The sequence below is a fragment of the Rhodococcus sp. B50 genome (assembly GCF_013602415.1).
GTDB lineage: Bacteria > Actinomycetota > Actinomycetes > Mycobacteriales > Mycobacteriaceae > Rhodococcus.
In genome coordinates, this window is the sequence record NZ_WPAG02000002.1 from 1,458,766 (window position 1) to 1,482,519 (window position 23,754).

At 69.8% G+C, this 23,754-nt stretch carries 22 protein-coding genes; 1 reads left to right on the top strand and 21 read right to left on the bottom strand.

Annotation, left to right across the window (positions count from 1 at the left end; genetic code table 11):
• Positions 1-17: 17 nt before the first annotated feature.
• The 8 genes from rapZ to rpe all read right to left on the bottom strand — a co-directional run bounded on the left by rapZ (position 18) and on the right by rpe (position 7,809).
• On the bottom strand, positions 18-941 hold the full coding sequence (rapZ, locus tag GON09_RS07015; protein ID WP_213934328.1) for an RNase adapter RapZ: 924 nt from the start codon (positions 939-941) through the stop codon (positions 18-20).
• Between the two features lie 14 nt (positions 942-955).
• A complete protein-coding gene (gene uvrC / locus GON09_RS07020) occupies positions 956-3,124 on the bottom strand; it encodes an excinuclease ABC subunit UvrC (protein WP_213931181.1) in 2,169 nt (722 codons plus the stop codon).
• Between the two features lie 9 nt (positions 3,125-3,133).
• On the bottom strand, positions 3,134-3,661 hold the full coding sequence (locus GON09_RS07025) for a PH domain-containing protein (RefSeq protein WP_213931182.1): 528 nt from the start codon (positions 3,659-3,661) through the stop codon (positions 3,134-3,136).
• Positions 3,658-4,140 carry a 6,7-dimethyl-8-ribityllumazine synthase gene (gene ribH / locus GON09_RS07030; RefSeq protein ID WP_213931183.1) on the bottom strand — a complete coding sequence of 161 codons (483 nt, stop codon included), beginning with the start codon at positions 4,138-4,140 and terminating at the stop codon, positions 3,658-3,660. Before ribH ends, GON09_RS07025 begins: the two co-directional genes overlap by 4 nt.
• Positions 4,140-5,390 carry a bifunctional 3,4-dihydroxy-2-butanone-4-phosphate synthase/GTP cyclohydrolase II gene (locus GON09_RS07035; RefSeq protein WP_213931184.1) on the bottom strand — a complete coding sequence of 417 codons (1,251 nt, stop codon included), beginning with the start codon at positions 5,388-5,390 and terminating at the stop codon, positions 4,140-4,142. The genes ribH and GON09_RS07035 overlap by 1 nt, the downstream gene beginning before the upstream one ends.
• A 74-nt stretch (positions 5,391-5,464) precedes the next feature.
• Positions 5,465-6,070: a riboflavin synthase gene (locus GON09_RS07040; protein WP_213931185.1), complete on the bottom strand. Its 606-nt coding sequence runs from the start codon at positions 6,068-6,070 to the stop codon at positions 5,465-5,467.
• Positions 6,071-6,109: 39 nt separating this feature from the next.
• Positions 6,110-7,129 (bottom strand): bifunctional diaminohydroxyphosphoribosylaminopyrimidine deaminase/5-amino-6-(5-phosphoribosylamino)uracil reductase RibD, encoded by a 1,020-nt coding sequence (gene ribD, locus GON09_RS07045; protein ID WP_213931186.1) that lies wholly within the window; start codon positions 7,127-7,129, stop codon positions 6,110-6,112.
• A complete protein-coding gene (gene rpe / locus GON09_RS07050; RefSeq protein ID WP_129976702.1) occupies positions 7,126-7,809 on the bottom strand; it encodes a ribulose-phosphate 3-epimerase in 684 nt (227 codons plus the stop codon). Before rpe ends, ribD begins: the two co-directional genes overlap by 4 nt.
• A 160-nt stretch (positions 7,810-7,969) precedes the next feature.
• Between rpe and GON09_RS07055 the strand changes: the two genes are divergently transcribed.
• A complete protein-coding gene (locus tag GON09_RS07055; RefSeq protein ID WP_307854335.1) occupies positions 7,970-8,620 on the top strand; it encodes a VOC family protein in 651 nt (216 codons plus the stop codon).
• On the opposite strand, the gene GON09_RS07060 is transcribed toward GON09_RS07055, so the two are convergent.
• The 13 genes from GON09_RS07060 to rpoZ all read right to left on the bottom strand — a co-directional run bounded on the left by GON09_RS07060 (position 8,563) and on the right by rpoZ (position 23,742).
• Positions 8,563-9,492 (bottom strand): 1-phosphofructokinase family hexose kinase, encoded by a 930-nt coding sequence (locus GON09_RS07060; RefSeq protein WP_213931187.1) that lies wholly within the window; start codon positions 9,490-9,492, stop codon positions 8,563-8,565. The genes GON09_RS07055 and GON09_RS07060 overlap by 58 nt on opposite strands.
• Before the next feature lie 47 nt (positions 9,493-9,539).
• Complete coding sequence (locus GON09_RS07065; RefSeq protein WP_213931188.1) at positions 9,540-10,778, bottom strand: glycerate kinase family protein; 1,239 nt, start codon at positions 10,776-10,778, stop codon at positions 9,540-9,542.
• 44 nt (positions 10,779-10,822) lie between these two features.
• Positions 10,823-12,325: an SLC13 family permease gene (locus tag GON09_RS07070; RefSeq protein WP_213931189.1), complete on the bottom strand. Its 1,503-nt coding sequence runs from the start codon at positions 12,323-12,325 to the stop codon at positions 10,823-10,825.
• Positions 12,322-12,984: a response regulator transcription factor gene (locus GON09_RS07075; RefSeq protein WP_213931190.1), complete on the bottom strand. Its 663-nt coding sequence runs from the start codon at positions 12,982-12,984 to the stop codon at positions 12,322-12,324. Before GON09_RS07075 ends, GON09_RS07070 begins: the two co-directional genes overlap by 4 nt.
• A complete protein-coding gene (locus GON09_RS07080) occupies positions 12,981-14,591 on the bottom strand; it encodes a sensor histidine kinase (protein ID WP_244865428.1) in 1,611 nt (536 codons plus the stop codon). Before GON09_RS07080 ends, GON09_RS07075 begins: the two co-directional genes overlap by 4 nt.
• Positions 14,581-14,976, bottom strand: coding sequence for a hypothetical protein (locus GON09_RS07085; protein ID WP_244867003.1), 396 nt, complete (start codon positions 14,974-14,976; stop codon positions 14,581-14,583). Before GON09_RS07085 ends, GON09_RS07080 begins: the two co-directional genes overlap by 11 nt.
• 104 nt (positions 14,977-15,080) lie before the next feature.
• Positions 15,081-16,562: an RsmB/NOP family class I SAM-dependent RNA methyltransferase gene (locus GON09_RS07090; RefSeq protein ID WP_213931192.1), complete on the bottom strand. Its 1,482-nt coding sequence runs from the start codon at positions 16,560-16,562 to the stop codon at positions 15,081-15,083.
• Positions 16,559-17,482, bottom strand: a complete 924-nt coding sequence (gene fmt / locus GON09_RS07095) for a methionyl-tRNA formyltransferase (RefSeq protein WP_213931193.1) — start codon at positions 17,480-17,482, stop codon at positions 16,559-16,561. Before fmt ends, GON09_RS07090 begins: the two co-directional genes overlap by 4 nt.
• Before the next feature lie 158 nt (positions 17,483-17,640).
• Positions 17,641-18,651, bottom strand: coding sequence for an esterase/lipase family protein (locus tag GON09_RS07100; RefSeq protein ID WP_213931194.1), 1,011 nt, complete (start codon positions 18,649-18,651; stop codon positions 17,641-17,643).
• Positions 18,652-18,755: 104 nt separating this feature from the next.
• Positions 18,756-20,774, bottom strand: a complete 2,019-nt coding sequence (locus tag GON09_RS07105; protein ID WP_213931195.1) for a primosomal protein N' — start codon at positions 20,772-20,774, stop codon at positions 18,756-18,758.
• A gap of 17 nt (positions 20,775-20,791) precedes the next feature.
• Entirely contained in the window at positions 20,792-22,006 is a 1,215-nt protein-coding gene (gene metK, locus GON09_RS07110) for a methionine adenosyltransferase (RefSeq protein ID WP_213931196.1), read from the bottom strand.
• 135 nt (positions 22,007-22,141) lie between these two features.
• Entirely contained in the window at positions 22,142-23,425 is a 1,284-nt protein-coding gene (gene coaBC / locus GON09_RS07115) for a bifunctional phosphopantothenoylcysteine decarboxylase/phosphopantothenate--cysteine ligase CoaBC (RefSeq protein WP_213931197.1), read from the bottom strand.
• Positions 23,422-23,742, bottom strand: coding sequence for a DNA-directed RNA polymerase subunit omega (gene rpoZ, locus GON09_RS07120; protein ID WP_371053292.1), 321 nt, complete (start codon positions 23,740-23,742; stop codon positions 23,422-23,424). Before rpoZ ends, coaBC begins: the two co-directional genes overlap by 4 nt.
• Positions 23,743-23,754: the final 12 nt, after the last annotated feature.

Here is a 23,754-nt window from a genome sequence, read left to right on the forward strand (position 1 = left end):
CGGCGCCTCGTCGGAGTTCACTCGCGCCCCAGATCCCGGTGCACCACGTTCACCGTGAGATCCGGTGCCTGCTCCAGGCGTGCGGCGAGGGCCTCGGCCATCGCCACGCTCCGGTGTTTCCCTCCCGTGCAGCCCACTGCAATCGTCATGTAGCGCTTCCCCTCCCGACGGTAACCGGCCGTCGTCAGATCGAGCAGCCGGTGGTAGGTGGCGAGATAATCCTCGGCACCGTCGCGGGAGAGTACATAGTCGCGCACCGCCGCGTCCTGCCCGGTGTGCGGACGCAGTTCGGCGATCCAGTGGGGGTTCGGCAGGAACCGCACGTCGCACACGACATCGGAGTCCATGGGCAGGCCGTACTTGAAGCCGAACGACTCCACCGTCACTCGAATGGTGTCGGATGCGGCGTCGCCGAAGGCCGCCTCGATCTTGCGGCGCAGATCGGGCCCCGACAGCGCGGAGGTGTCGATCACGAGGTCGGCGGCGGCCTTGACGGGAGCGAGCTGCTCGCGTTCGACGGCGATGCCGTCGGTGAGTGTGCGGTCGGCCGTATCGGACTGCAGCGGATGACTGCGGCGCACCTGTTCGAATCGCCGGACGAGCACCGAGTCGGCCGCTTCGAGGAACAGCACACGGGTGTTGACCGGGCGGGCGGCGAGGTCGGTGACGACGCGTTCGAGGTCGCCGGTGAACAGCCGGCTGCGCACATCCATCACCACGGCGAGACGTTGCAGTGGAGGCTCGGCCTGCACCGCGAGATCGATCATGGACAGCATCAACTGGGGCGGAAGGTTCTCCGCCACGTACCATCCGAGATCCTCGAGGGCGGTCGCCGCCGTACTCAGCCCTGCCCCGGACAGGCCGGTGACGACGATGACTTCGGCCTGTGCCGGCCGCTCACCGTCGACTCCCGACTCCGCACCGTCCGCCGTTCCCGGGATCCGACCCACTTCGGTCACTGTTCCGACTCCGCTCGTACTCCCGACACGCCGACGGAGCCATCATCGCCTACCGGCGTGTCGCCCGCATCCGCGACCGCCGGCGCGTCGGTACCGTCCTGCGGTGGGGCGGCCGGTGGCGACGTGTCGTCCCGCAACGCCTCGAGCACGGCACGTGCGGTGGCCTGCCCGATCCCGGGCACCGCGGTGATCTCCTCGACGCTCGCCTCCCGCAACCGTGCGACCGACCCGAAATGGGTGACGAGCGCCTTGCGCCGGGTGTCGCCGAGACCGCGGACCCCGTCGAGAGCGGACGCCGTCATCCGCTTGGACCGCTTGCTCCGGTGGTAACCGATGGCGAAACGGTGCGCTTCGTCGCGGATGCGCTGCAACAGGAACAGCGACTCGCTGGTGCGCGGAAGGATCACCGGATCCTCCTCCCCCGGCACCCACACCTCCTCGAGGCGCTTCGCGAGTCCGACGACAGCGACATCCGTGATGCCGAGTTCGTCGAGGACCTCCGCCGCGGCCGCGACCTGCGGTGCACCGCCGTCGACGACGAACAGGTTCGGTGGGTACGCGAACCGGCGCGGTCGGCCCGTCGCCGGGTCCAATGCCGCCTCGGGCGCAAGATCCCCGCCGTCACCTCCGTCGGACCCCGGTTCGGCCGCATCCGTCTGCCGCGCCACGTCGCGGTTGTGCCGGAGGAAGCGTCGACGCGTCACCTCCGCGATCGAGGCGACGTCGTCGCTGCGTCCGTCTCCGGCGGCCTCCTTGATCGCGTAGTGCCGGTAGTCGGACTTGCGCGGCAGCCCGTCCTCGAACACCACGAGCGATGCGACGACGTCGGTGCCTTGCACGTGGCTGATGTCGACACATTCGATGCGCAGCGGCGCCGAGTCGAGGTCGAGGGCGTCCTGGATGCCCTGCAAGGCCGCCGAGCGCGCGTTGAAGTCGCCCGCGCGCCGCAGCTTGTGCTGGGCCAGTGCTTCCTTGGCGTTGCGCTCGACTGTATCGGCCAGGGCCTTCTTGTCGCCGCGCTGCGGGATGCGCAGGCGCACGGGGCCGCCCCGCAGGCGTCCGAGCCAGCGGCTCATCTCGTCCGGATCCGGCGGCAGGGCGGGGACGAGCACCTCGCGCGGCACGGCGCTGGTCGTGTCGGTGTCGCCGCTGTCGAGCGCGGCCTCCTCACCGTAGAACTGGGTGAGGAACTGCTCGACGAGCAGGGAGAGTTCTTCGGCGTCGTCCGTTCCCTCGGCGGCCTCGACGCCGGTGACGTCGCGGTCCTCGGGACGGTCGAGCACGTCACCGGACTTCTCGACGACCCAGCCACGCTGACCCCGTACGCGACCGCCACGCACGTGGAAGACCTGCACGGCCACCTCAAGGTCGTCGCCCGCGAAGGCCACGAGGTCGGCGTCGGTGCCGTCGCCGAGCACGACCGCCTGCTTCTCGAGCGCCTTGCGCAGCGCACCGAGATCGTCGCGCAGGCGGGCGGCGGTCTCGAAGTCGAGCTCCTCCGCCGCAGCCTGCATCCGCTTCTCGACATCGCGCACGAGTTTGTCGGTGCGTCCGGCGAGAAAGTCGCAGAAGTCCTCGACGATGCGACGGTGCTCGTCTGCGGACACGCGCCCGACGCAGGGCGCGGAGCACTTGTCTATGTAGCCGAGCAGGCACGGACGGCCGATCTGCGCATGCCGCTTGAAGACCCCCGCCGAGCACGTGCGCGACGGGAACACCCGCAGCAGCAGATCGAGGGTCTCGCGGATTGCCCAGGCATGCGAGTAGGGACCGAAATAGCGCACACCCTTGCGGCGCGGCCCGCGGTAGACGAACAGCCGAGGATATTCCTCGTTCAACGTGACCGCGAGCATCGGATAGGTCTTGTCGTCGCGGTAGCGGACGTTGAAGCGCGGGTCGAACTCCTTGATCCAGTTGTATTCGAGCTGGAGTGCCTCGACCTCGGTGCGCACCACCGTCCACTCGACCCGGCCCGCGGTGGTCACCATCTGGCGGGTGCGCGGATGCAACGAAGCGATGTCGGCGAAGTACGAGTTCAGGCGCGAGCGAAGGTTCTTCGCCTTGCCGACGTAGACGACCCGGCCGTGCGGGTCGCGGAACTTGTAGACCCCCGGCTCCGTGGGAATGGAGCCGGGGGCAGGGCGATATGTCGAGGGGTCGGGCACAGGTCCAGGCTAGTCGTCACCCCTGACGGCTCCGCCGTCGTTGTTGTCGCTGACGGCTCCGCCGTCGTTGTTGTCGCTGACGGCTCCGCCGGTGTAGCGGGACTCGAGTTCGCGGAAACGCTCGAGCGCGTTCACGGCGAGTTCCCCGTCGCGCGCCTGGATGGCGACGACGGGCACGTACTCGTCGAACGGCAACTCGAGCCGTGCCCAGGGCGCACCGTGGTCGAAGAACAGTCCGCGCACGTCGGTCCACGGGATGTGTCGTTCCGCCACGACGTTGCGGACGGTCACTCCACCCGCCCCGGCACGCAACCGCGGCCGGGTGAACAGCAGGACGCCCCCGGTGAGCACGATGCCGATGGCGAGGATCGCGATCTGGTCGACGAACCGCAGGTTCACCCCGGTGTCACCGCCCCCGCGGAGTACGAGCGCGGCGAAGATGTGCACGGCCAGGACGACGACGGCCGCCACGACGACCCAGCGCCGCATCTTCTCCGGGCGTACCTCGAGATCCCAGCCGGTCTCGTCGCGGGTCAACGCGTCGCCTTCCGCAGCCGCCGCAGCGTCACGGCGGTGTCGAGCGCAGCCGCGCAGGCCTGTCCGCCCTTGTCCTCCACGGAGCCGGGCAGACCGGAGCGGTCGCGAGCCTGTTGTTCGGTGTCGGTGGTGAGAACACCGTTGCCCACCGGGGTGCCCTCGTCGAGCGCGATCCGGGTCAGGCCGTAGGTCACGGCGTCGCACACGTACTCGAAGTGCGGCGTGCCGCCGCGGATCACCACGCCGAGCGCGACGACCGCGTCGTGGGTGCGCGCCAGTTGCTGTGCGACGACAGGGAGCTCGATCGCTCCCGCGACGCGCTCGAGCGTGACGTCGGTGACGCCTGCCTGCTCGGCGACCCGCTGTGCGCCGGCGATGAGGGCGTCGGAGATCTCGGTGTGCCAGCGACCCGCGACGATCGCGAGGCTCAGGCCCGCGGCGTCGGCGAGCTGCAGGTCGGGCAGGCCCTCGCCGCTCATCAGGCGTCTCCCTCGTCGAATTCGTCGAGACCGATCAGGTCGTGGCCCATACGGTCGCGCTTGGTGCGCAGGTACGAGATGTTCTCGCGGTTCGCGCGCAGCGGCATCGGGACACGTTCGGTGATCTGCAGGCCGTAGCCGTCGAGACCGACACGCTTGGCCGGGTTGTTGGTCAGCAGCCGCATCGACGAGATGCCGAGGTCGACGAGAATCTGTGCACCGATGCCGTAGTCGCGGGCGTCGGCGGGCAGGCCGAGCTGCAGGTTGGCGTCGACGGTGTCGGAGCCGGAGTCCTGCAGCTGGTAGGCCTGCAGCTTGTGCATCAGGCCGATGCCGCGTCCCTCGTGGCCGCGCATGTAGAGGACGACGCCACGGCCTTCCTCGGCGACCATCTCGAGGGCGGCGTCGAGCTGCGGACCGCAGTCGCAACGCAGCGACCCGAAGACGTCGCCGGTCAGGCATTCGGAGTGCACGCGGACGAGCACGTCGGAGCCGTCGCCGTCCGGACCGGCGATATCGCCGCGGACGAGCGCGACGTGTTCGACCTCGTCGTAGATGCTCTGGTAGCCGACAGCAGTGAAATCGCCGTGCCGGGTGGGGATGCGGGCCTCCGCGACGCGCACGACGTGCTTCTCGTGCTTGCGGCGCCACGCGATGAGATCGGCGATCGAGATCAGCGCGAGCTCGTGTTCGTCGGCGAAGACCCGCAGCTCGTCGGTGCGGGCCATCTCGCCTTCGTCTTTCTGCGAGACGATCTCGCAGATGACGCCGGCCGGTCGCAGGTCTGCCATGCGGGCGAGGTCGACGGCCGCCTCGGTGTGGCCGGGCCGGCGCAGGACGCCGCCCTCCTTGGCCCGCAGCGGCACCACGTGGCCGGGACGCGTGAAGTCCTGGGCGGTGGTGTTCGGGTCGGCGAGCAGCCGCATGGTGGCGGCGCGGTCGGACGCGGAGATGCCCGTGCCGATGCCTTCCTTCGCGTCGACGGTGACCGTGTAGGCGGTGCCGTGCTTGTCCTGGTTGACGCTGTACATGGGAGGAAGACCGAGACGGTCGCAGTCCTCTCCGTCCAGAGGCACGCACAGGTACCCGGATGTGTACCGGACCATGAACGCCACGAGTTCGGGCGTCGCCTTCTCCGCAGCGAAGATGAGGTCGCCCTCGTTTTCACGGTCCTCGTCGTCGACCACGACGACCGCCTTACCGGCGGCGATGTCGGCGACCGCGCGCTCGATGGTGTCGAACCTCGTCACTTCCCTGGACTCCAACTCTCGTATCCGGACGACTCGTGCTCCGCGTCCATTGTCGATCTCCACACTACGACCCGTCAGCGCGCGTTCTGCAGGCGCTCCACGTACTTGGCGATCACGTCGACCTCGAGGTTGACGAGGGTGCCCGGTTCCGCGGCGCCGAGGGTGGTCAGCGACAGGGTGGTGGGGATGAGCGAGATCTCGAACCACTCCTCGCCCCGTTTCCCACCGAGACCCGAGACCGTCAGCGAGACGCCGTCGACGGTGATCGAGCCCTTTTCGACGACGTAGCGGGAGATCTCGGCCGGGAGGGAGATGCGCACGACCGTCCAGTTCTCCGAAGGCGCCCGGGAGACGACGGCACCCGTGGCGTCGACGTGGCCTTGCACCAGGTGACCGCCGAGCCGGCTGTTCAGAGCGGCGGCGCGTTCGAGGTTGACGGAGCTGCCGAGTGTGAGCTGCCCGAGCGACGAACGGTCGAGCGTCTCCTGCATCACATCTGCGGTGAAGGAGTCTCCGTCGAGGACGTCGACGACCGTCAGGCACACACCGTTGACCGCGATCGAATCGCCGTGCTTGGCGTCGGAGGTCACCAACGGTCCGCGCACGGTGAAGCGCGCCGCGTCGGCGAGGTCCTCCTTCGCCACGATCTCACCGAGTTCCTCGACGATGCCCGTGAACATGTTCCGCTCCTTAGCTCCCGATCCGTGACCGGGTCCGATTCAGTTGTCCCGGTCCGGGACGAGTGTCAAGAGAATGTCCGAGCCGACCGTCTCGACGCGTTCTCGGCGAAACCGTAGCGCGTCCGCGATCGTGCCCACTCCGGCGTCCTCGACGGCGGCTTCGCCGGCCCCGAGCACGACGGGTGCCAGGTACGCCTGGATGCGGTCGACACAACCCGCCGCGAGGAACGCACCCGCGAGTCGGGGTCCGCCCTCGACCAGCACGTCGGGCCGGTCGTCGAGCGCGGCGAGTACCTCACCGAGATCGTGGGTACGCAGCACCAGCGTCGGCGCGGAGTCGTCGAGAACCCTTGCAGATGTTGGGATCTCACGCATACCGACGACCACTCGCAGGGGCTGGTGCGGCGCGAGTTCCCCGTCGGGTAGACGGGCGGTGAGCCACGGATCGTCGGCGAGCACGGTGCCGGTGCCGACGATGATGGCGTCGAGCCGGCTGCGCTGATCGTGCACCCGGGCCCGCGATTCGGGGCCGGAGATCCACTTGCTCGTGCCGTCGGCGGCTGCGCTGCGGCCGTCCATCGAGGCGGCGTACTTCCACGTCACGTGCGGCCGGCCGGTGTGCTGCCGATGCAGCCACGCCCGCAACGGTCCGCGGGTGACGGCCTCGGCACCGAGACCGGGATGCACGGTGAGACCCGCGGCACGGAGAGTGCCGGCACCCCCACCGGCGACGGGATTCGGGTCGGCGACCGAGTAGTAGACCGTGGCGATCCCCGCATCGATGAGAGCCTGCGCGCACGGGCCGGTGCGGCCGGTGTGATTGCACGGCTCGAGAGTGACCACCGCGGTGCCACCGCGGGCACGCTCCCCCGCTGCAACGAGTGCCCGCACCTCGGCGTGCGGGCCGCCGGGAGGGGCGGTGGCGCCGATACCCGCCACCGCACCGTCCGCGTCGAGGATCACCGCACCGACCGGCGGGTTGGGGCTGGTCGTGCCCCGTACGGCCTCCGAGGCGTCGAGCGCGAACTGGAAGGCTTCGGCGATCTCGGGTGCGGTCACGGCGCGAGCGTCAGGTGCGGGGACGAAGCCCCGGCCTGCGCCCGCAACTTGCGGACCGCCTCGCCGGGATCGGCGGCGCCGTAGACGGCGGACCCGGCGACGAAGCAGTCCACACCGGCTTCGGCGGCGGCTTCGATGGTGTCGGCGTTGATGCCTCCGTCGATCTCCACGAGCAGACGGAGCTCACCCGAATCGACGAGACGACGGACCTGACGGGCCTTGTCGAGGACGTCGGGAATGAAGGATTGACCACCGAAGCCCGGTTCGACGCTCATCACGAGCAGCGTGTCGAATTCCTTCAGGATCTCGAGATACGGCTCGATCGGGGTACCGGGCTTGACCGACAGTCCGGCCTTGCCGCCGGCCGCGCGGATGTCGCGGGCCACGGCGACCGGATCGTCGGTGGCCTCGGCGTGGAAGGTGACGTTGTGCGCACCCGCTTCGGCGTAGGGCGGCGCCCACCGCCCGGGGTTCTCGATCATCAGGTGACAGTCGAGCGGGATGTCGGTCGCCTTCAGCAGCGACTCGACGACCGGGAGACCGAGTGTGAGGTTCGGAACGAAATGAGCGTCCATGACGTCGACGTGGAGCCAGTCGGCACCGGCGACGGCCTGCGCCTCGTCGGCGAGACGAGCGAAATCCGCGGACAGGATGGACGGAGCGATCATCGGGTGGGCCACAACCGACGAGTCTAATCGGCGCGTTCCGCCGGATCGGACCTGCGTCGGACCCGCCGCCCGCAGCCGAACCCACCGGGAATCTCCGCTCTCGGGCGTATTGGTGCCATCGCGTGGCCGTTATGCCCGGAAGGCTGGCAGTCACCCGACCGAAAGGATCATCGTGACCGCTCTCCATCACCGCGAATCCCTCCCTCCCCGGCCGGATGGATCGAACACCGTCGACACTTTCCTGATCTCCGACCGCGCAGCCGCACTCGTCGACTTCCTCGTCGCCGTCTTCGAGTCCGAGGAAGTGCCCGAAGCGCGCACCCTCGACCACGACGGACTGCTCCTCCACGCCGAGGTGCGGGTCGGCGACTCCGTGCTCGTGGTCGCCGACCGGAAACCGGACTGGCCGTTCACACCCGCCTTCGTGCGGGTCCACGTGCACGACGTCGATGCCGTCCTCGAACGCGCAACGCAGCACGGCGCGGAGATCGTCACACGGCCGACGGACTTCTTCGGCGATGTCCTCGCCCGGTTCTCGGATCCGTCCGGCAATCTCTGGTGGATCCAGCGGTACGATCCCGGCGCCGACACATCGGCGTGGACGGACGACGCAGCGGCAGACGAGTCGGCGGATTGGTCGGACGTTGCGAGCCCGGAGCTCGAGTACATCCACTCGACGCTTACCGAAGCCGTTCGCACCCTGCGGGACCCACACTCACGCGCGGTGTGGACGGCGGTCGTCGAACCGGTGCGACCGGCGGGTCGTCAGACCGCACGGGCGAGGGCATCGAAGCGGTCGATGTCCTCACGGCGGCAGACGTGACTTCCAGCGGTGAGCAAGGCCGCTGTGCCGCAAGCGATCCCGAGGGCGAGCGCATCCCGCAGCGATCGTTCCTGCAACAGTCCGACGACGAGTCCGGCGACCATGCTGTCACCGGCTCCGACGGCGCTGCGCACCTTGGCCGCCAGGGCCGGCACCCGCACAGCCTCGTCGGCGGTCACCATGATCGCCCCGTCTGCGCCGAGCGAGACGACCACGATCTCCGTGACACCGGAGGTGACGAGTTCGCGCGCGGCCGCGATCTGCTCGTCGTCGGTGGCCAACTCCCGCCCGGTCCACTCGCACAACTCGTCCAGACTTGGTTTGACGAGGTAGACACCCGAATCGATGCTGGTCAGCGCATCGCCCGACGAGTCGAGGACGAACCGCGCGCCGGCCTCGTGCGCCGCCGCGGCGATGTGTCGGACGAAGGTGCCGGGTACACCGGGTGGGAAGCTGCCGCTCGCCACCACGTACCTCGCGCCTTCGGCGGCCTTTTCCAGCGTCGCGAGGCAGCGTTCCTGTTCCTCGTCCGTCAGCTCGGGACCGGGAGTGACGAAACGGTATTCCTGACCGCTGCGGCGGTCGATCGCCGTGAAGCACTCGCGGGTGGACCCGGCGATGGGGACGATGTGCTCCTCGACATCGTCGTCGTCGAGCAGACCACTCATCTGTTCACCCCGCGCACCGCCGGCCGGATAGACGGCGGCGGCCGAGGCACCGAGCACGCGCGCGACCTTCGCGACGTTCACTCCTCCCCCGCCGGCGTCGTAGAACGGCTCGTCGCAGCGGAGTTTGCGGGTGGGCACCACCGCGTCGGTGAAGGTCGTGACGTCGAGTGCCGGGTTCATGGTCAGGGTGACGATCTCGGGCATGAGCGGAACCCTATTCGGCCCCGCCCGCCGGCGGGCGGAACTGCTGGTCACGCCGCCGAGGCCCGGTGCTTGCGCTTTTTCGCGCGGCCCTTGCTGCGACTCGCAACGGCGGAGCCGAGCATCAGCAAGCGCATGGACCGCGCCGCGGCGTCGACGAGCAGGTCGTGACCATTGGCGACGGCGTCCTCGAGTCGCATCGGGACAGGGATGATCGACGCGATCGCTCCGATTCCGACGTCGTGCACGTCGGGTGCGCCCTCGCCGAGCGACCCGGCGATGGCGAGGACCGGCACTCCCGCGCGCTGCGCACGGCGGGCGATCTCCGCCGGCACCTTCCCGCGCGGAGTCTGGAAGTCGATGCTGCCCTCGGCGGTGATGATGAGGTCGGCGCGCGCGATCAGCGAATCGAGATCGATACCGGACAAACCGCTGTCGAGCAGCACGTCGAACCGGGAGGCGATCCGGGCGCCGATGCCGGCGGCCAGACCGGCACCGAGTCCGCCGGAGGCACCGGTACCCGCCCCGAGCCGCACGTCCAGGTCATGAGCCCGTCCGTCCCGCTCGAGGACCTCCGCCCAGCGCTCGAGCGAGGCGGACAGCTCCTCCACCTGCGCAGGCGTCGCGCCCTTCTGCGGACCGAAGACCCGCGCGACGCCGACCGGCCCGCACAGAACGTTGTGGACGTTGCAGGCGAGGACGATCTCGGTGTCGGCGAGCGCGGGGTGGAGACCGTCGAGATCGAGTCGCGCGGCGCGCGCGAGGTGTCGACCCCCGTCGGGTAGCTCGACGCCGTCCTCATCGAGGATCCGGGCGCCGAGTGCTCGCAGGGCCCCGGCTCCGCCGTCGCTGGTTCCCGAGTCGCCGCAGCCGATCACGATGCGGCGGATGCCGTCGTCGAGCGCAGCAGCGATGAGCTCACCGACTCCTCGGGTCGTGGTGGCACCGGGATCGCGACGATCGGCGGGCACGAGACGAAGACCGGCGGCCGAGGCCATCTCGACGACTGCCGTACCCCTGGTGGAACCGCCGAGCCGTGCCCAGCTCGCCCGTACCGGCTCGCCGACCGGACCGGTCACGGTGACCGGGACGAGGGTGCCGCCCGTCGCGTGCGCGAGGATCTCGGCGGTGCCCTCCCCGCCGTCGGGAACGGGCACGAGATCGACGACCGCGCACGGCAGGGCCCGGCGGACGCCCGCAGCGATCGCGGCGGCGACGCCGGGTGCGTCGAGACTCTCCTTGAATCCACTGGGTGCGACGAGCACGCGATGGGGAACCTTCAAGGCCATGACGACTCCGATCGTGGGAGGGAACAACAGGGACGGGAGATGGATCAGCGGAACAGCGACAGACCGAGTAACGGCCAGACGAACCACGCGAACAGCAGAACCAGCGTGGCGATGAGCGGACCGAGCCATACCGCCAGGCGCAGCAGGTCCGCAGTCGAATAGGTGGGTGTTCCGGGCACCGTCGCGAACAACGTCACCGGTTTGGCCGACGACGGCAGGGTATGACAGAAGCCCGCCGCGGCCGTCGAGACGAACGCTGCGGCGAGCGGATCGACGCCGACGGACGGTGCCAGTGCCACCACGACGGGAACGAGGACGGCCGAGCGGGCAGAGCGCGACTGGATCACCAGGTGCGCCGCGGTCGAGATCACGACCACGACGATCACGAACAGCGGGCCGGCGCCTTCTCCCCGCGAGGTGAGCGGACCGAAGGCCGTCGATGCCAGCCAGTCGGCCGCACCGCTCGTCGTCAGCGCGGTACCGATCGACAGTGTCGCCGCCATGAACAGCAGCAGGGGCCACGGGACGGTCTTCAGAGCGGGCGCGAGGCGCACCGAACCGTAGCGCGGTGAGGTGGCGACGAGCGCACCGAGCAGGGCGACCACCGCCGGATGGATGCCGTGCACAGGTTCGGTGCACCACAGCACCATCACCACGACCAGCAGTAGGGCGGCGCGGGATTCGGCGGCGGAGAACGGTCCGGAGACCGGGGTCTCGGTCTGCGCGCCGATGTCGGCGGCGGTGACCGCGAGGCGTCCGCGCCGGTCGTCGGCCGAGGTGAACAACAGCAGCACCAGCTCGGCTGCGGCGTGCGACGAGGCGATCGCGAGCGGGAGCCCGAGGATCATCCAGGTCGCGAAGTCGAATCCGGTGCCGGTCGCAGTGAGGAGGATCTGCGAGGTGATCAGGTGTGCGCCGGCGCCGAGTAACGACGCCACCGCCGACAGCAGGATCACTGTGGGAAAGAGCAGGGCCAATGCACGCACGAGGCGTGGCCGGTCGGCCAGGACCGTCGCGAGCGCGACGAACACCGGGAGCACCAGCGCTGCACGACCGGAGGTCGACGGAACGGCAAAGGCGGTGACGATCAGCGCCGCCGTCACCAGGTGCACGAGCGCCCGCGGGCTGCGCGCTCCCGTGACCAGGAAGGCCGCACCACGCGTCGCCAGACCCGACGACGCCACCCCCGAGGCGATCACGAAGGCGGACAACAGAAGCCACACGACGTCGTCACCGAGCGTCGCGAAGAGCGCCTCGGCGTCGATCACACCGACGACCGTGAGGGCCGCTGCTGCGCCGAGCGCCACATAGGTGTCGTCGATCTTGGTGAACACCCACAGCCAGACGGCCATGGCGAAGACGATCATGGTGACGGCGGCCGGGGGCGCCAGGTCGGGATCGGTGCGGGTGAGATACGCGAGCAGACCGATCGTGCCCAGGAGCACCCCGACGGCCGCGATCCGGCCGGGGCCCGGGGCCGAGTATCTGCGAGGCGGACGGGCCTGTGGCGCAGCGGAGATCGGCGGGACGGTGGCATGGAAGGTCATCGCAATCGGTATCCCGCCCCGCGGATCGTCTCGACCCGGTCACCACCGATCTTGTTGCGCAGCGCGCGCACGTAGACGTCCACCACGTTGGACGCGGGGTCGAAGTCGTATCCCCACACGTGCCCGAGGATCTGTTCGCGGGAGAGCACCTGACCGCGGTGACGCAGGAACACCTCGAACAGGGCGAATTCGCGACTGGTGAGATCGATGCTTTCCCCGGCGATCTCGGCGCGCCTGGCCCGCAGGTCGAGGGCCATGTCGCCGTCGCGGATCACTGCGGCCGGATCGGCCGCCGAACTGTTGTCGCCGATGCGCAACCGGATGCGGGCGAGCAGTTCGGCGAACTGGAACGGCTTGCTCACGTAGTCGTTGGCGCCACCTTCGAGCCCTGCGACGGTGTCGGTGACGCTGTCCCGCGCGGTCAGGACGATCACCGGCGTCCGCACCCCTTCTCCTCGCAGCCGCTCGAGTACGGTGAAGCCGTCCATGCGGGGCAACCCGATGTCCAGGATCACCAGGTCGAAGGCACCGCTGCGGGCGAGCATCAAAGCGGTCTCGCCGTCGGTGGCGTCGGTGGTCGTGTATCCCACTGCGCGCAGTCCCTTCTCGAGGAAGGCGATGATGCGGGTGTCGTCTTCGGCGATGAGGATTCGGCTCACTGCGATGGTGTCCTTCGGGTGTCGACTGTGTCGGCGGTGACGACCCTGCGGGCGGGGCCGGCGGTGCCGACCCTGTCGGCGGGGCCGGCGGGATCTCGTACGGGGAGGTCGATGCCGAAGGTCGCGCCGTGCCCGACCGTGCTCTCGACCCAGGCCGAGCCGTGGTGCGCATCGGCGATCGCGCGGACGATGGCAAGCCCGAGACCTGCCCCTCCGCGTTCGGCGACGGGTCCGTGGCGGTCGCCGGGAATGGTGCGTCCACGGCGGAAACGTTCGAAGATGCGTGCGGCGTCGTCCGGCGCGACACCGGGCCCGGTGTCGCGAACCCAGAGCCGGAGATACTCGGCACCGCCGTGTTCGACGAACGCGGATCCGAGTTGGACGACGTCCCCGGGGCGGGTATGGCTGACGGCGTTGGTCGCGTACTGCAGCACCGCCTGGGTGACGCGTTGGGCATCGATGTCGGCCGTACCTTCGGCGATCTCCATGAGCTGCCAGACACGGTTGCCGAGCATCTGCGCCTTGGCCTCGACGTCGAGCATGAGGTCGGTGACGTCCACGGGTCGGCGCTGCACGAAGTCGGGACGTTCGGCCTTGGCGAGAACGAGCAGGTCGGTGACGATCCTCGCCATTCGGTCGAGTTCGTCCTCGACGAGCCGGATCGTCTCCTCTCGCGTCGCACTGTCGGCGTCGTAACCGAGATCCATGAGTTCGAGGTGCCCGCGGATCACCGTGATCGGCGTCCGCAGTTCGTGGCCGGCGTCGTCCACGAACTGCTGCTGGGTGGTGTAGGCCTGTTCCAGGCGGTCCAGCATCGAGTTGAAGGTCTCGGCGAGGGCGGCGATATCGTCGCGTCCGTGCACAGGCACACGGCTCGCCAGATCCTTCTCCCCGATCGCGGCGGCCACCTCGCGTACCTGGCGGATCGGGGCCAGGATCTGTCCTGCGACCAACCAGCCGATGATCGCGGTGAGCCCGAGTCCGCCGATCGCGACCAGTCCGATGGTGCGCGCGGTGTCGGCCACCTTCGCGCGCTGTTCGGCGGTGAATACGGCGACGATGAGCGCGCCCCGGTCGTCGCCGGAGGTGACGTCGGCGCGGGCCCAGCGCATCTGTCCGCCTTCCACCTCGTATACCCCCGAGCCGGTGGGGGCGGTCAGGATGCGCTCGAAAAACACACCGTCCTCGGTGAGGTTCGCGGGCAGGTCGGGTCGATCCACCGCGATGCGGCGGTCGAACAGCAGCGAACCGTCGACGACACCGACGATCACCTCGCCCTCGGAGGTGTGCTGACGGTTGAGATATACCTCGAGCATCCGTTCCACCGAGGTGAACGGGTACGTGGTGGTGGGATCGACGCCCTCGGCGGCGAACGCGCGGAACTCGTCGATCTCCTGAGCGATGTCGGCGTTCGCATCGCGGTCGACGTGGTTCAGGAGCAGTACGCGCGCGGTGACGACCACCGCGACGAGCGCCACGGCCGTCGTGAGCAGGATCCAGCTGAGGATGCGCCACCGGGCGGGAAGGGCGGATCCCCGGCCGAGTCGAGCGACGCGGGCCTCGCCGGCGGGATACTTCCCGGCCGGCTCACGGGGCTCAGTCGTCATCGTCGTCCCCGTCCCAGTCGTCGTCCCCGTCCCAGTCGTCATCGTCGTCCCACTCGACCTGCGGGGTCGGCAAGGGCTGACGCTGGACATCCGACCAGCCAGGATCCGGTGCCGGCGCCGGAACGACGGACTGCGGTGCCGACACCTCTGGTGCCGCCATGTCGGGGACCGACGGGACAGGCGCAGGTTCCTGCTCCGGTGCGGGCCGGGGTTCCGGCCCCGTCTCGAGAGACGGCGTCGTGGTCGGCACGACGGAGACGGTGACCGCCGCGTCACCGACGTCGGGCGAGCCCGCGGGTCGCGTCAGGACCTGACTCCCCCACGCGAGGGTCGCCGGGATCAGCAGAAGCGCTGCGATCACGAGCATCCGTTTCATCACCGGCATGGAGAACAGCATCCTGCACCGGAGTGAATCGATCGTGAAGACGAGATGAGAAGACTTTCATTCTTCCGGAGCCGGACACGACGGCCCGTGTCCGGCCTCCACGATCAGCGCCCGGGTTTACGCAACGCCGCCATGAACATGGCGTCGGTGCCGTGCCGATGCGGCCACAGCTGGACCCCCGGCCCCTCCCCGATCCGTGGCACGCCGGGGACGAGTTCGCGTGTGTCGAGCTGTTCGACGCCGTGGCGGCGCACCGCGTCGGACACGACGGCGACCGTCTCCGACACGTGTGGTGAGCACGTCGAGTAGAGCACCACGCCGCCGGGGCGCAACAGCCCGATCGCCGACGCGAGCAACTCCTTCTGCAGCCGCACGAGTTCGGCGACATCGCCGGGTTGCCGCCGCCATCGCGCCTCGGGACGCCGCCGCAGGGCACCGAGACCCGTGCAGGGAGCGTCGACGAGGATGCGGTCGTATCCCGGTTCGAGGCCGGGCTCGCGCCCATCGGCGACATGCACCCTGACCGGCAGGTCGCGGGCGGTCTTGCGGACCAGTTCGGCGCGGTGCTCGACCGGTTCGACGGCATCGACGGCGAATCCGTCGATCGCCGCGACGGCGCCGAGCAGAGCCGCCTTTCCACCCGGCCCCGCGCACAGGTCGAGCCAGCGGCCCCGATCCTCGCCTTCGAGAGGAGCGAGGGTGAGGGCGCGAGCGACGAGCTGGCTTCCCTCGTCCTGGACGGCGGCCATTCCTTCCCGAACGGGTTCGAGGCGGCCGGGGTCGCCGTGGTCGAGGTGCACCGCGTACGGCGACCACGGACCGATCTCACCGCCGGTGACGAGTGCGAGTTCCTCGGCGGTGATGACACCGGGTCGGGCGACGAGATGGACGATCGGGCGCGCGTCGTCGGCGGCGAGGACGTCGGCGAGCTCGGACGCGTCCGCGCCGAGCGCGTGGGCGAACGCCTGGGCGATCCACAGGGGGTGGGCGTATCGGAATGCCAAGTGCCCCACCGGGTCCCGCTCCTGATCGGGAGCAAGCAGTGCGATCCACTCGTCCTCGGAACGCTCCCCCACACGACGCAACACGGCGTTGACGAATCCGGCACGGCCGGAACCGAATTCCGCTCGCACCAGGTCGACGCTCGTGGCGACGGCAGCGTGCGGCGCGACGCGCGTGCGCAGTAGCTGGTAAGCGCCCAGCCGCAACACGTCGAGCAGCGCACCGTCGATCTCGTCGACGGGACGGTTGGCGGCGTCGGCGATCACTGCGTCGAGCAGACCCCGTGCACGAGCCGCGCCGTAGGTGAGTTCGGTGGCCAGGGCGGCGTCGCGCGCATCCAGATGCCGCTCGCGCAGCAGCGCGGGGAGAACGAGATTCGCGTACGCGTCGCGTTCACGCACCGCGCGCAGCACGTCCCGCGCGGCGACGCGGGCGGGGTCGGCGAGCGGCTTCGACGGTCGGCGGGTGTGCTCGGACCCCGGGTGGCGACCCGGCTTGCCTCCACTGTTGCGCCCACCGCGCCCGGCGGGAGTGCGTCCCCCCGGATTGCGCTTGCCCCGCGGGGGTCTACCGGACTCGCTCATCGCGCACGCACCTTCGGGTCGAGACGGGCGCCGCGCGCCCAGTCCGTGGCTGCCATCGTCTTCTTTCCGGGCGGCTGTACCGTCCCGAGCCGCACAGCCGTGGTAGCGGTTCCGACGAGCACACCGTCCTTGCGGATCTCGAGCTCACCGGGTTCGAGGGACTCGTCCGTCACCGTCACAGGTCCGATCTTCACTCGCAGGTCGCCGATCATCGTCCACGCGCCCGGCGCGGGGGTGACCGCGCGGATCCGCCGGTCGACGACGTGCGCGGGAAGGGTCCACTGCACCTGGGCCGCCTCGACGGTGACCTTCGGAGCGTGCGAGATACCGTCGGTCGGCTGGGGTGCGGGCGTGAGGATGCCGTCCTCGAGTCCGTCGAGGGTGGACTCGAGCAGCGTGGCCCCCGCCTCGGCGAGTCGGCCGAGCAGGTCTCCGGCGGTGTCGGTGGGACGGACCGTCTCCGTGACGACGCCGTAGACCGGTCCGGTGTCGAGTCCGGCTTCGAGCCGGAAAGTGCTCGCACCGGTGATCTCGTCGCCGGCGGCGATCGCCGCTTGTACCGGCGCTGCGCCACGCCAGGCGGGCAGCAGCGAGAAGTGCAGGTTCACCCATCCGTGTGCAGGGATGTCCAGGACCGGCTGCGGAATCAGGGCGCCGTAGGCGACCACAGGGCAACAGTCGGGCGCGAGCTCGGTCAGCCGAGCGACGAACTCGGGGTCGCGCGGCGTGCGCGGAGTGAGCACCTCGATACCGTGCTCGTCGGCGATCTGTCCCACGGCCGATCGCACGACCTTCCGGCCGCGACCGGCGGTCGTGTCGGGGCGGGTGACCACCGCGACGACTTCGTGGCGCGACGACTCGATGAGGCGGAGCAACGACGGGACGGCGGGTTCCGGTGTTCCCGCGAAGACCACGCGCATGTCAGAGCACCGCCAGGGAGGACATGGGGTGCGCTGCGTGTGGACTGTGGGGGGATGTCACGGATGTTGCTCCAGTTTTCGATGGCGATGACCTCCCACAGTCTAGGGAGTCGTCGTCGTGCGACCTGCATCACCGCGCCGGTGAGGCCTCACGGCGGTCAGGTGTTGGACTGGAGGATCAGTTCGGGGATACCGGTACCGAGCGCGACGGGGTTGCACTCACCGAGCGCGTACCGGTCCGGATCGAGCACGTGCCGGGCAAGTTGCAGCGAGAACGGGTCGTAGACCATGTTGAAGTGACCGGTCAGATCCTGCGGGCACAGGTCCTGGATCACGTAGTCGACGGCCCCCTCCCCCCGCAGTGCGACGTTGCCGGCGGGCTGGATGACTTCGTCGACCTCGGTACCGATGGTCGTGTAACGCACGCCGGGAACGGTGTCGGTGGGCGTGTTGAGTTCGGTGAGCAGTTCCGATCCCTCGAGCTGCTGCACGAGCGCGACGGAGAATTCACCCTCGACGATGTCGGTCGCTCCGGGCAGTGCGGCGACGGCGGCACCGATTCCGTAGAAGGTGCCCCCGTAGCTCGGGGATGCGATCCCCACCCATCGGTCGACGACCTCGGCACCACCGAGTTCGTTGATGTAGTACCGGGCGACGGTGGCTCCCTGCGAATAGCCGACGACGTCCACCTCCTCCGCGCCGGTGGCGTCCTGCACCTCGGTGACGAAGTCGCCGAATTGTGCTGCGGAGACCCGGATGTCGCCCGTTCCGTAGTCGTCGGCGCCCTCGGCGAATCCGTAGTTCAGGACGAACACGCACCAGCCGGATGCGGCGAGCAGCGGTGAGAGCGCGGCGAAGTCGGAGTACGCGTTGGAATCGGTGCCGTGCGCGAGCACCACCGGACGCGGGTGTTCCTCGGAAGGCACGCACGAGAAGTCGTTACTGCCCGCAGGTGCGATATCGGGATTGTTCTCGGCGTACTCCGCCGCTTCGGCATGGCCGGTGGCCACCGGTCCCGCCGGGACCGGCACGCTGCTGACGGAACCCTCCCCGAGACCGAGGATCGGCCCGTCACCGGGCGAGAGCGGCTGCGCCGCCGCTGTACCCGCAGTCAGCAGCGCGACGACGCATGCGCCGACGACGCCGCCGAAACTCCGCCCGGCTCCCATTCGTCCGCCCTCTCCTTCTGTGCGCCTCCCCGGCACCTACGAAAGAGATCGGTCACAATCACCAGCTTCGTTACTGTGACGAATAGTATCTCCCGCACGGCGTGTCAGCCGATGCGCGGCGGATCCACCTGCACCCGCAACGGTCCGTCCGCGCGACGTGCCGTGCGGGTGGCCTGCGCGTCGCGCAGGGACCGGCCGAGTGCGCGACCGCGCTCCCGTGCGACCCGCACGATCATCCGGTGCACGTCTTCCGGTTCGGGTCCGTCGGATCCGAACGGCAGTCGCTGTCCCGGCGGTAGCGGCACGGGTCCGAGTACTTCGGCCCCCTCGGGCAGGTGTGTCGCCTCGAGCAGTTCGGCGACCGCCGCCGACGACCCGTCGATCGCGGCCATGTGAACCGCGGGCGGGAATCCGACCTCGGCTCGTTCGGAGACCTCGGATTGCGCGTGTCCCACGGGATCCCAGCGCACCAGTGCCTGCACGGTGGGGATCCCGGAATCCGCGACGACCACGACCTGTCCTCCGTCGGCGAACGAGCGCACGAGCGCGGACGCCGTGAGCCAGCGCCGCATCGTCTCCTCGGCAGCACGCAGGTCGGCCCTACCGAGCAACGCCCACCCGTCGAGGAGGAGCGCCGCTCCGTAACCACCCTCGGCGACCGGTTCGGCTCCCACGGTGGAGACAACGAGCGCTGCCGCACCGGGCACCGCGTGTTTGACCTCGTTTCCGCCCGAGGTCACGACGGGCACACCGGGAAAGGCCCGCCCCAGTTCTTCTGCGGTGCGAGCCGCCCCGACGACCACGGCCCGCAACGAACGTGCACCGCACGCGTGGCACCGGTGCCGCGCGTCGGCGACACCGCACCACCGGCACGCCGGGATCGCGGCCCCGTCGGGACCGGCCGCGGTGGGCAGCGCGAGCGGACCGTTGCAGTGCCGGCACCGAGCGGGTGCCCGGCACTTGCCGCACGCCAGCGCGGGGACGTAACCGCGCCGCGGTACCTGCACGAGGACCGGGCGTTCTGCCGCGAGAGCGGACCGCGCGGCGGCGAATGCGATGGCCGGCAGCCTCGCGGCACGCGCCGCCGGGTCCCGCGCGAGTGCCTGCTCGCTGTCGGCGAGGGCCGTGACCTTGGGAGCGCACGCCCTCACAACCTCGCGGGGTGCCACGAGATCGTGTGCCCATCCGGCGTCGACGAGCGCCTGGGTCTCCGCGGTGCGCGCGTGCCCGGCGATCACGATCGCGGCACCGACCGCGTGGGCCCGCAGAGCGGCCACTTCGCGGGCGTGTGGATACGGCGACCGCGGCTCGCAGTGCAGGTCGTCGCCGTCGTCCCACACCACGAGGAGCCCGAGGTCGGGTGTCGGTGCGAAGACCGCGGCACGGGTTCCGACCACGATGCGCGCGGATCCTCTCAATGCCGCGAGCCACCGCCGATAGCGTTCGGCCGGCCCGAGACCCGCGGCGAGACCGACGACGTGATCGGCCCCGGCGACGTCGACGCATGCCGACACGAGGCGATCGAGGTCGCGCTGGTCGGGGACGACGAGCACGGCCGCCTTCTGCGAGCCGAGGGTCAGTGCGGCGAGTTCGGCGAGCCGGCGTGGCCAGTCCTCGCCGGGCAGCGCCTGCCAGGCCGCACGCGGGGCGCGGCCGCCCCCGAGCGCTTCGAGGAAGTTCTCGCCGTGCCGGTACCGGCCCCACGCCGCATGATCGATCTCCGGCACCGGCGCGGGTTGCGACGTGCGCGGCGCCTCGGCCTCGACGCGTGCGTGTCGTGGCGGCACCGCGAGACGCAGCACGTCCGCCCTGGTCCCGGCGTAACGGGTCGCCACTTCCTCTGCCAGGGCAGCAATCTCGGGCGTGAGGACCTGCTCGGACGAGACCACCCGGTCGAGGCGGCCCAGCTTGCCGGTGTGATCGCTCGACGCTGCACGCGCGAGCAGGAAACCGTCGACGAGACGTCCGGCGAAGCGGACGCGGACACGGACGCCCGGGCGGGCATCCGCGTCCAGGTCGCGCGGGATCAGGTAGTCGAACTCCCGGTCGAGGTGCGGAACCGGCAGCAACGGGAGAACCCGCGCGACCGGATCGACCTCGGCGGCGTCGAAATCAGCAGCCACCCGGGCCCGATCGGAATCTACAGACCGGCGGCCGCGCGCAGCTTGTCGGCGCGGTCGGTGTTCTCCCACGGCAGGTCGATGTCGCTACGGCCGAAGTGACCGTACGCAGCGGTCTGCGCGTAGATCGGGCGCAGCAGGTCGAGGTCGCGAATGATCGCGCCCGGACGCAGGTCGAAGACCTCGCCGATCGCCTGCTGGATACGGGCCGGATCGGTCTTCTCGGTGCCGAAGGTCTCGACGAACAGACCGACCGGGGCGGCCTTGCCGATCGCGTAGGCGACCTGTACCTCGATGCGCTCGGCGAGGCCGGCGGCGACGGCAGTCTTGGCGACCCAGCGCATCGCATAGGCGGCCGAACGGTCGACCTTCGACGGGTCCTTGCCGGAGAACGCACCGCCACCGTGACGGGCCATACCGCCGTAGGTATCGACGATGATCTTGCGGCCGGTCAGGCCGGCATCGCCCATGGGACCGCCGAGGACGAACGATCCGGACGGGTTGACCAGCAGGCGCACGTCAGCGGTGTCGAGATCGGCCAGATTCGGATCGGCGAGCACCGCGTCGACGACGTGGGTGCGCAGATCCGGCGTGAGCAGGTTGTTCAGGTCGATATCGGCAGCGTGCTGCGTCGAGATGACGATCGTGTCGAGGCGGACGGGCTTGTCGCCCTCGTACTCGATCGTGACCTGGGTCTTGCCGTCGGGGCGCAGGTACGGCAGGACCGCCGACTTGCGGACCTCGGTGAGGCGCCGCGACAGGCGGTGGGCGAGGGAGATCGGCAGCGGCATCAGCTCGGGCGTGTCGGAGCACGCGTATCCGAACATCAGTCCCTGGTCGCCGGCGCCCTGCAGCGCGACCTCGTCGTCGGTGAGTACACCGCTGCGCGCTTCGAGGGCGACGTCGACGCCACCGGCGATCTCCGGGGACTGGGCGCCGATGGCGATGTTGACGCCGCAGGAGTTGCCGTCGAAGCCCTTCGACGACGAGTCGTAGCCGATCTCGAGCACGCGATCGCGCACGATCTTGGGGATGTCGGCGTACGCAGAGGTGGTGACCTCACCCACCACGTGCACCTGTCCCGTGGTCACAAGGGTTTCCACCGCTACCCGGGCACGAGGATCCTCGGTGAGGAGCGCGTCGAGAACCGAGTCGCTGATCGCGTCACAGATCTTGTCCGGATGCCCTTCCGTCACGGACTCACTGGTGAAAAGACGACCGCCGGTCTTGCTCACGAAACTCCCTCTCGACTGTGCGCCAGGCGCTGGACGGACAAACCGTGTGGAGCGTGCGCTCCCCGAACGGGTCGAAAAGACCCGATCGCAGTGCCGACGCTACATCCCGCGCAGGCGTCGGCGCGAGTATTGAAATCACCCGATTCTGCTGCGTTCCGCCAGCAGAGGTCCGAGCGCGTCGAGTACGCGACTGGCCATGAGAGCCTTCGATCCGTGAGCGAGGGCGGTCTCCGAACCATCCGCGGACAGCAACCAGCCGTTGTTGTCGTCGACCTCGAACGCCTTGCCTTCTCCGACGGCGTTGACGACGAGAAGATCGCATCCCTTGCGGGCGAGCTTCTCCCGGGCGTATGTGAGCACGTCACCGTGTTCGTCGCCGGTCTCCGCCGCGAACCCGACGATGACCGTCTCCGCGGAGAGGCCCCCTTCGGTACGTGCCCGGACGAGCCCGGCGAGGATGTCGTCGTTCTTCGTCAGCGCGATGGAGTCGGGTTCGCCCGCCCCCTTCTTGATCTTGCTGGTCACGAAGGTGGACGGCCGGAAATCGGCGACGGCCGCGGACATGATCACCGCGTCGGCGCCGGAGGCGTGCTTGGCGACGGCGTCCTGCATCTGCGCGGCCGTCTGCACCCGGACGACGTCGACCGCGGCCGGATCGTCGAGACCCGCGACACTGCCGGCGACGAGGGTCACGTCGGCGCCGCGTTGCGCGGCGAGGCGTGCGAGTGCGTAGCCCTGCTTGCCGGACGACCGGTTGCCGAGGAAGCGCACCGGATCGAGGGGCTCGCGGGTACCTCCGGCGGACACGACGATGCGGCGTCCGGCCAGGTCGCGGGGCAGTGCGTCGGCGCGTTCGAGCACCAACGAAGCCAGAGTGAAGATCTCGTCGGGTTCGGGCATCCGCCCGGCGCCGGTGTCCTTACCGGTCAGTCGACCGGACGCGGGCTCGACGACGACCACACCGCGGCGACGCAGGGTCGCGACGTTGTCGACGGTGGCGGGATGCTCCCACATCTCGGTGTGCATCGCAGGCACGAACATCACGGGGCACCGCGCGGTGAGCAGGGTCGCCGTGAGCAGGTCGTCGGCGCGACCTGCAACCGCCCGCGCCATCAGGTCGGCGGTCGCCGGCGCAATGACGACGAGGTCGGCTTCCTGACCGAGCCGCACGTGCGGAACCTGCGGCACGTCCGCGAACACACCGGTCTGCACGGGATTGCCGGACAACGCCTCGAAGGTGGCGCGCCCGACGAATTCGAGAGCGGACTCCGTCGGGACGACCCGCACGTGATGTCCGCTCTCGGCGAAGGCGCGGATCAGTGCGCACGACTTGTAGGCGGCGATGCCGCCGGCGACACCGACGACGATGCGGCGGCGCTGCACGGATCCGGCCTCGCCGCTCGAAGCGGGGTTGTTCACTCGCCTTCGGTGTGCTCGAGCAGATCCGAGTGGATCTCGCGCATGGCGATCGACAGCGGCTTCTCCTGCAGACCCGGCTCCACGAGGGGGCCGACGTACTCGAGGATGCCGTCGCCGAGCTGGTTGTAGTAATCGTTGATCTGGCGTGCGCGCTTGGCGGCGTAGATCACCAGCGCGTACTTCGAGGAGGCGCGCTCGAGCAGCTCGTCGATAGGCGGGTTGGTGATACCCGAGGGGGTGTCGTAGACCGGGAGGGCGTTGCCCTCGAGGTCGGTCGCGGCTGCCTGGATGCTGCTCACTCGGTGTTCTCCTGAGATGTCGCGGGATGG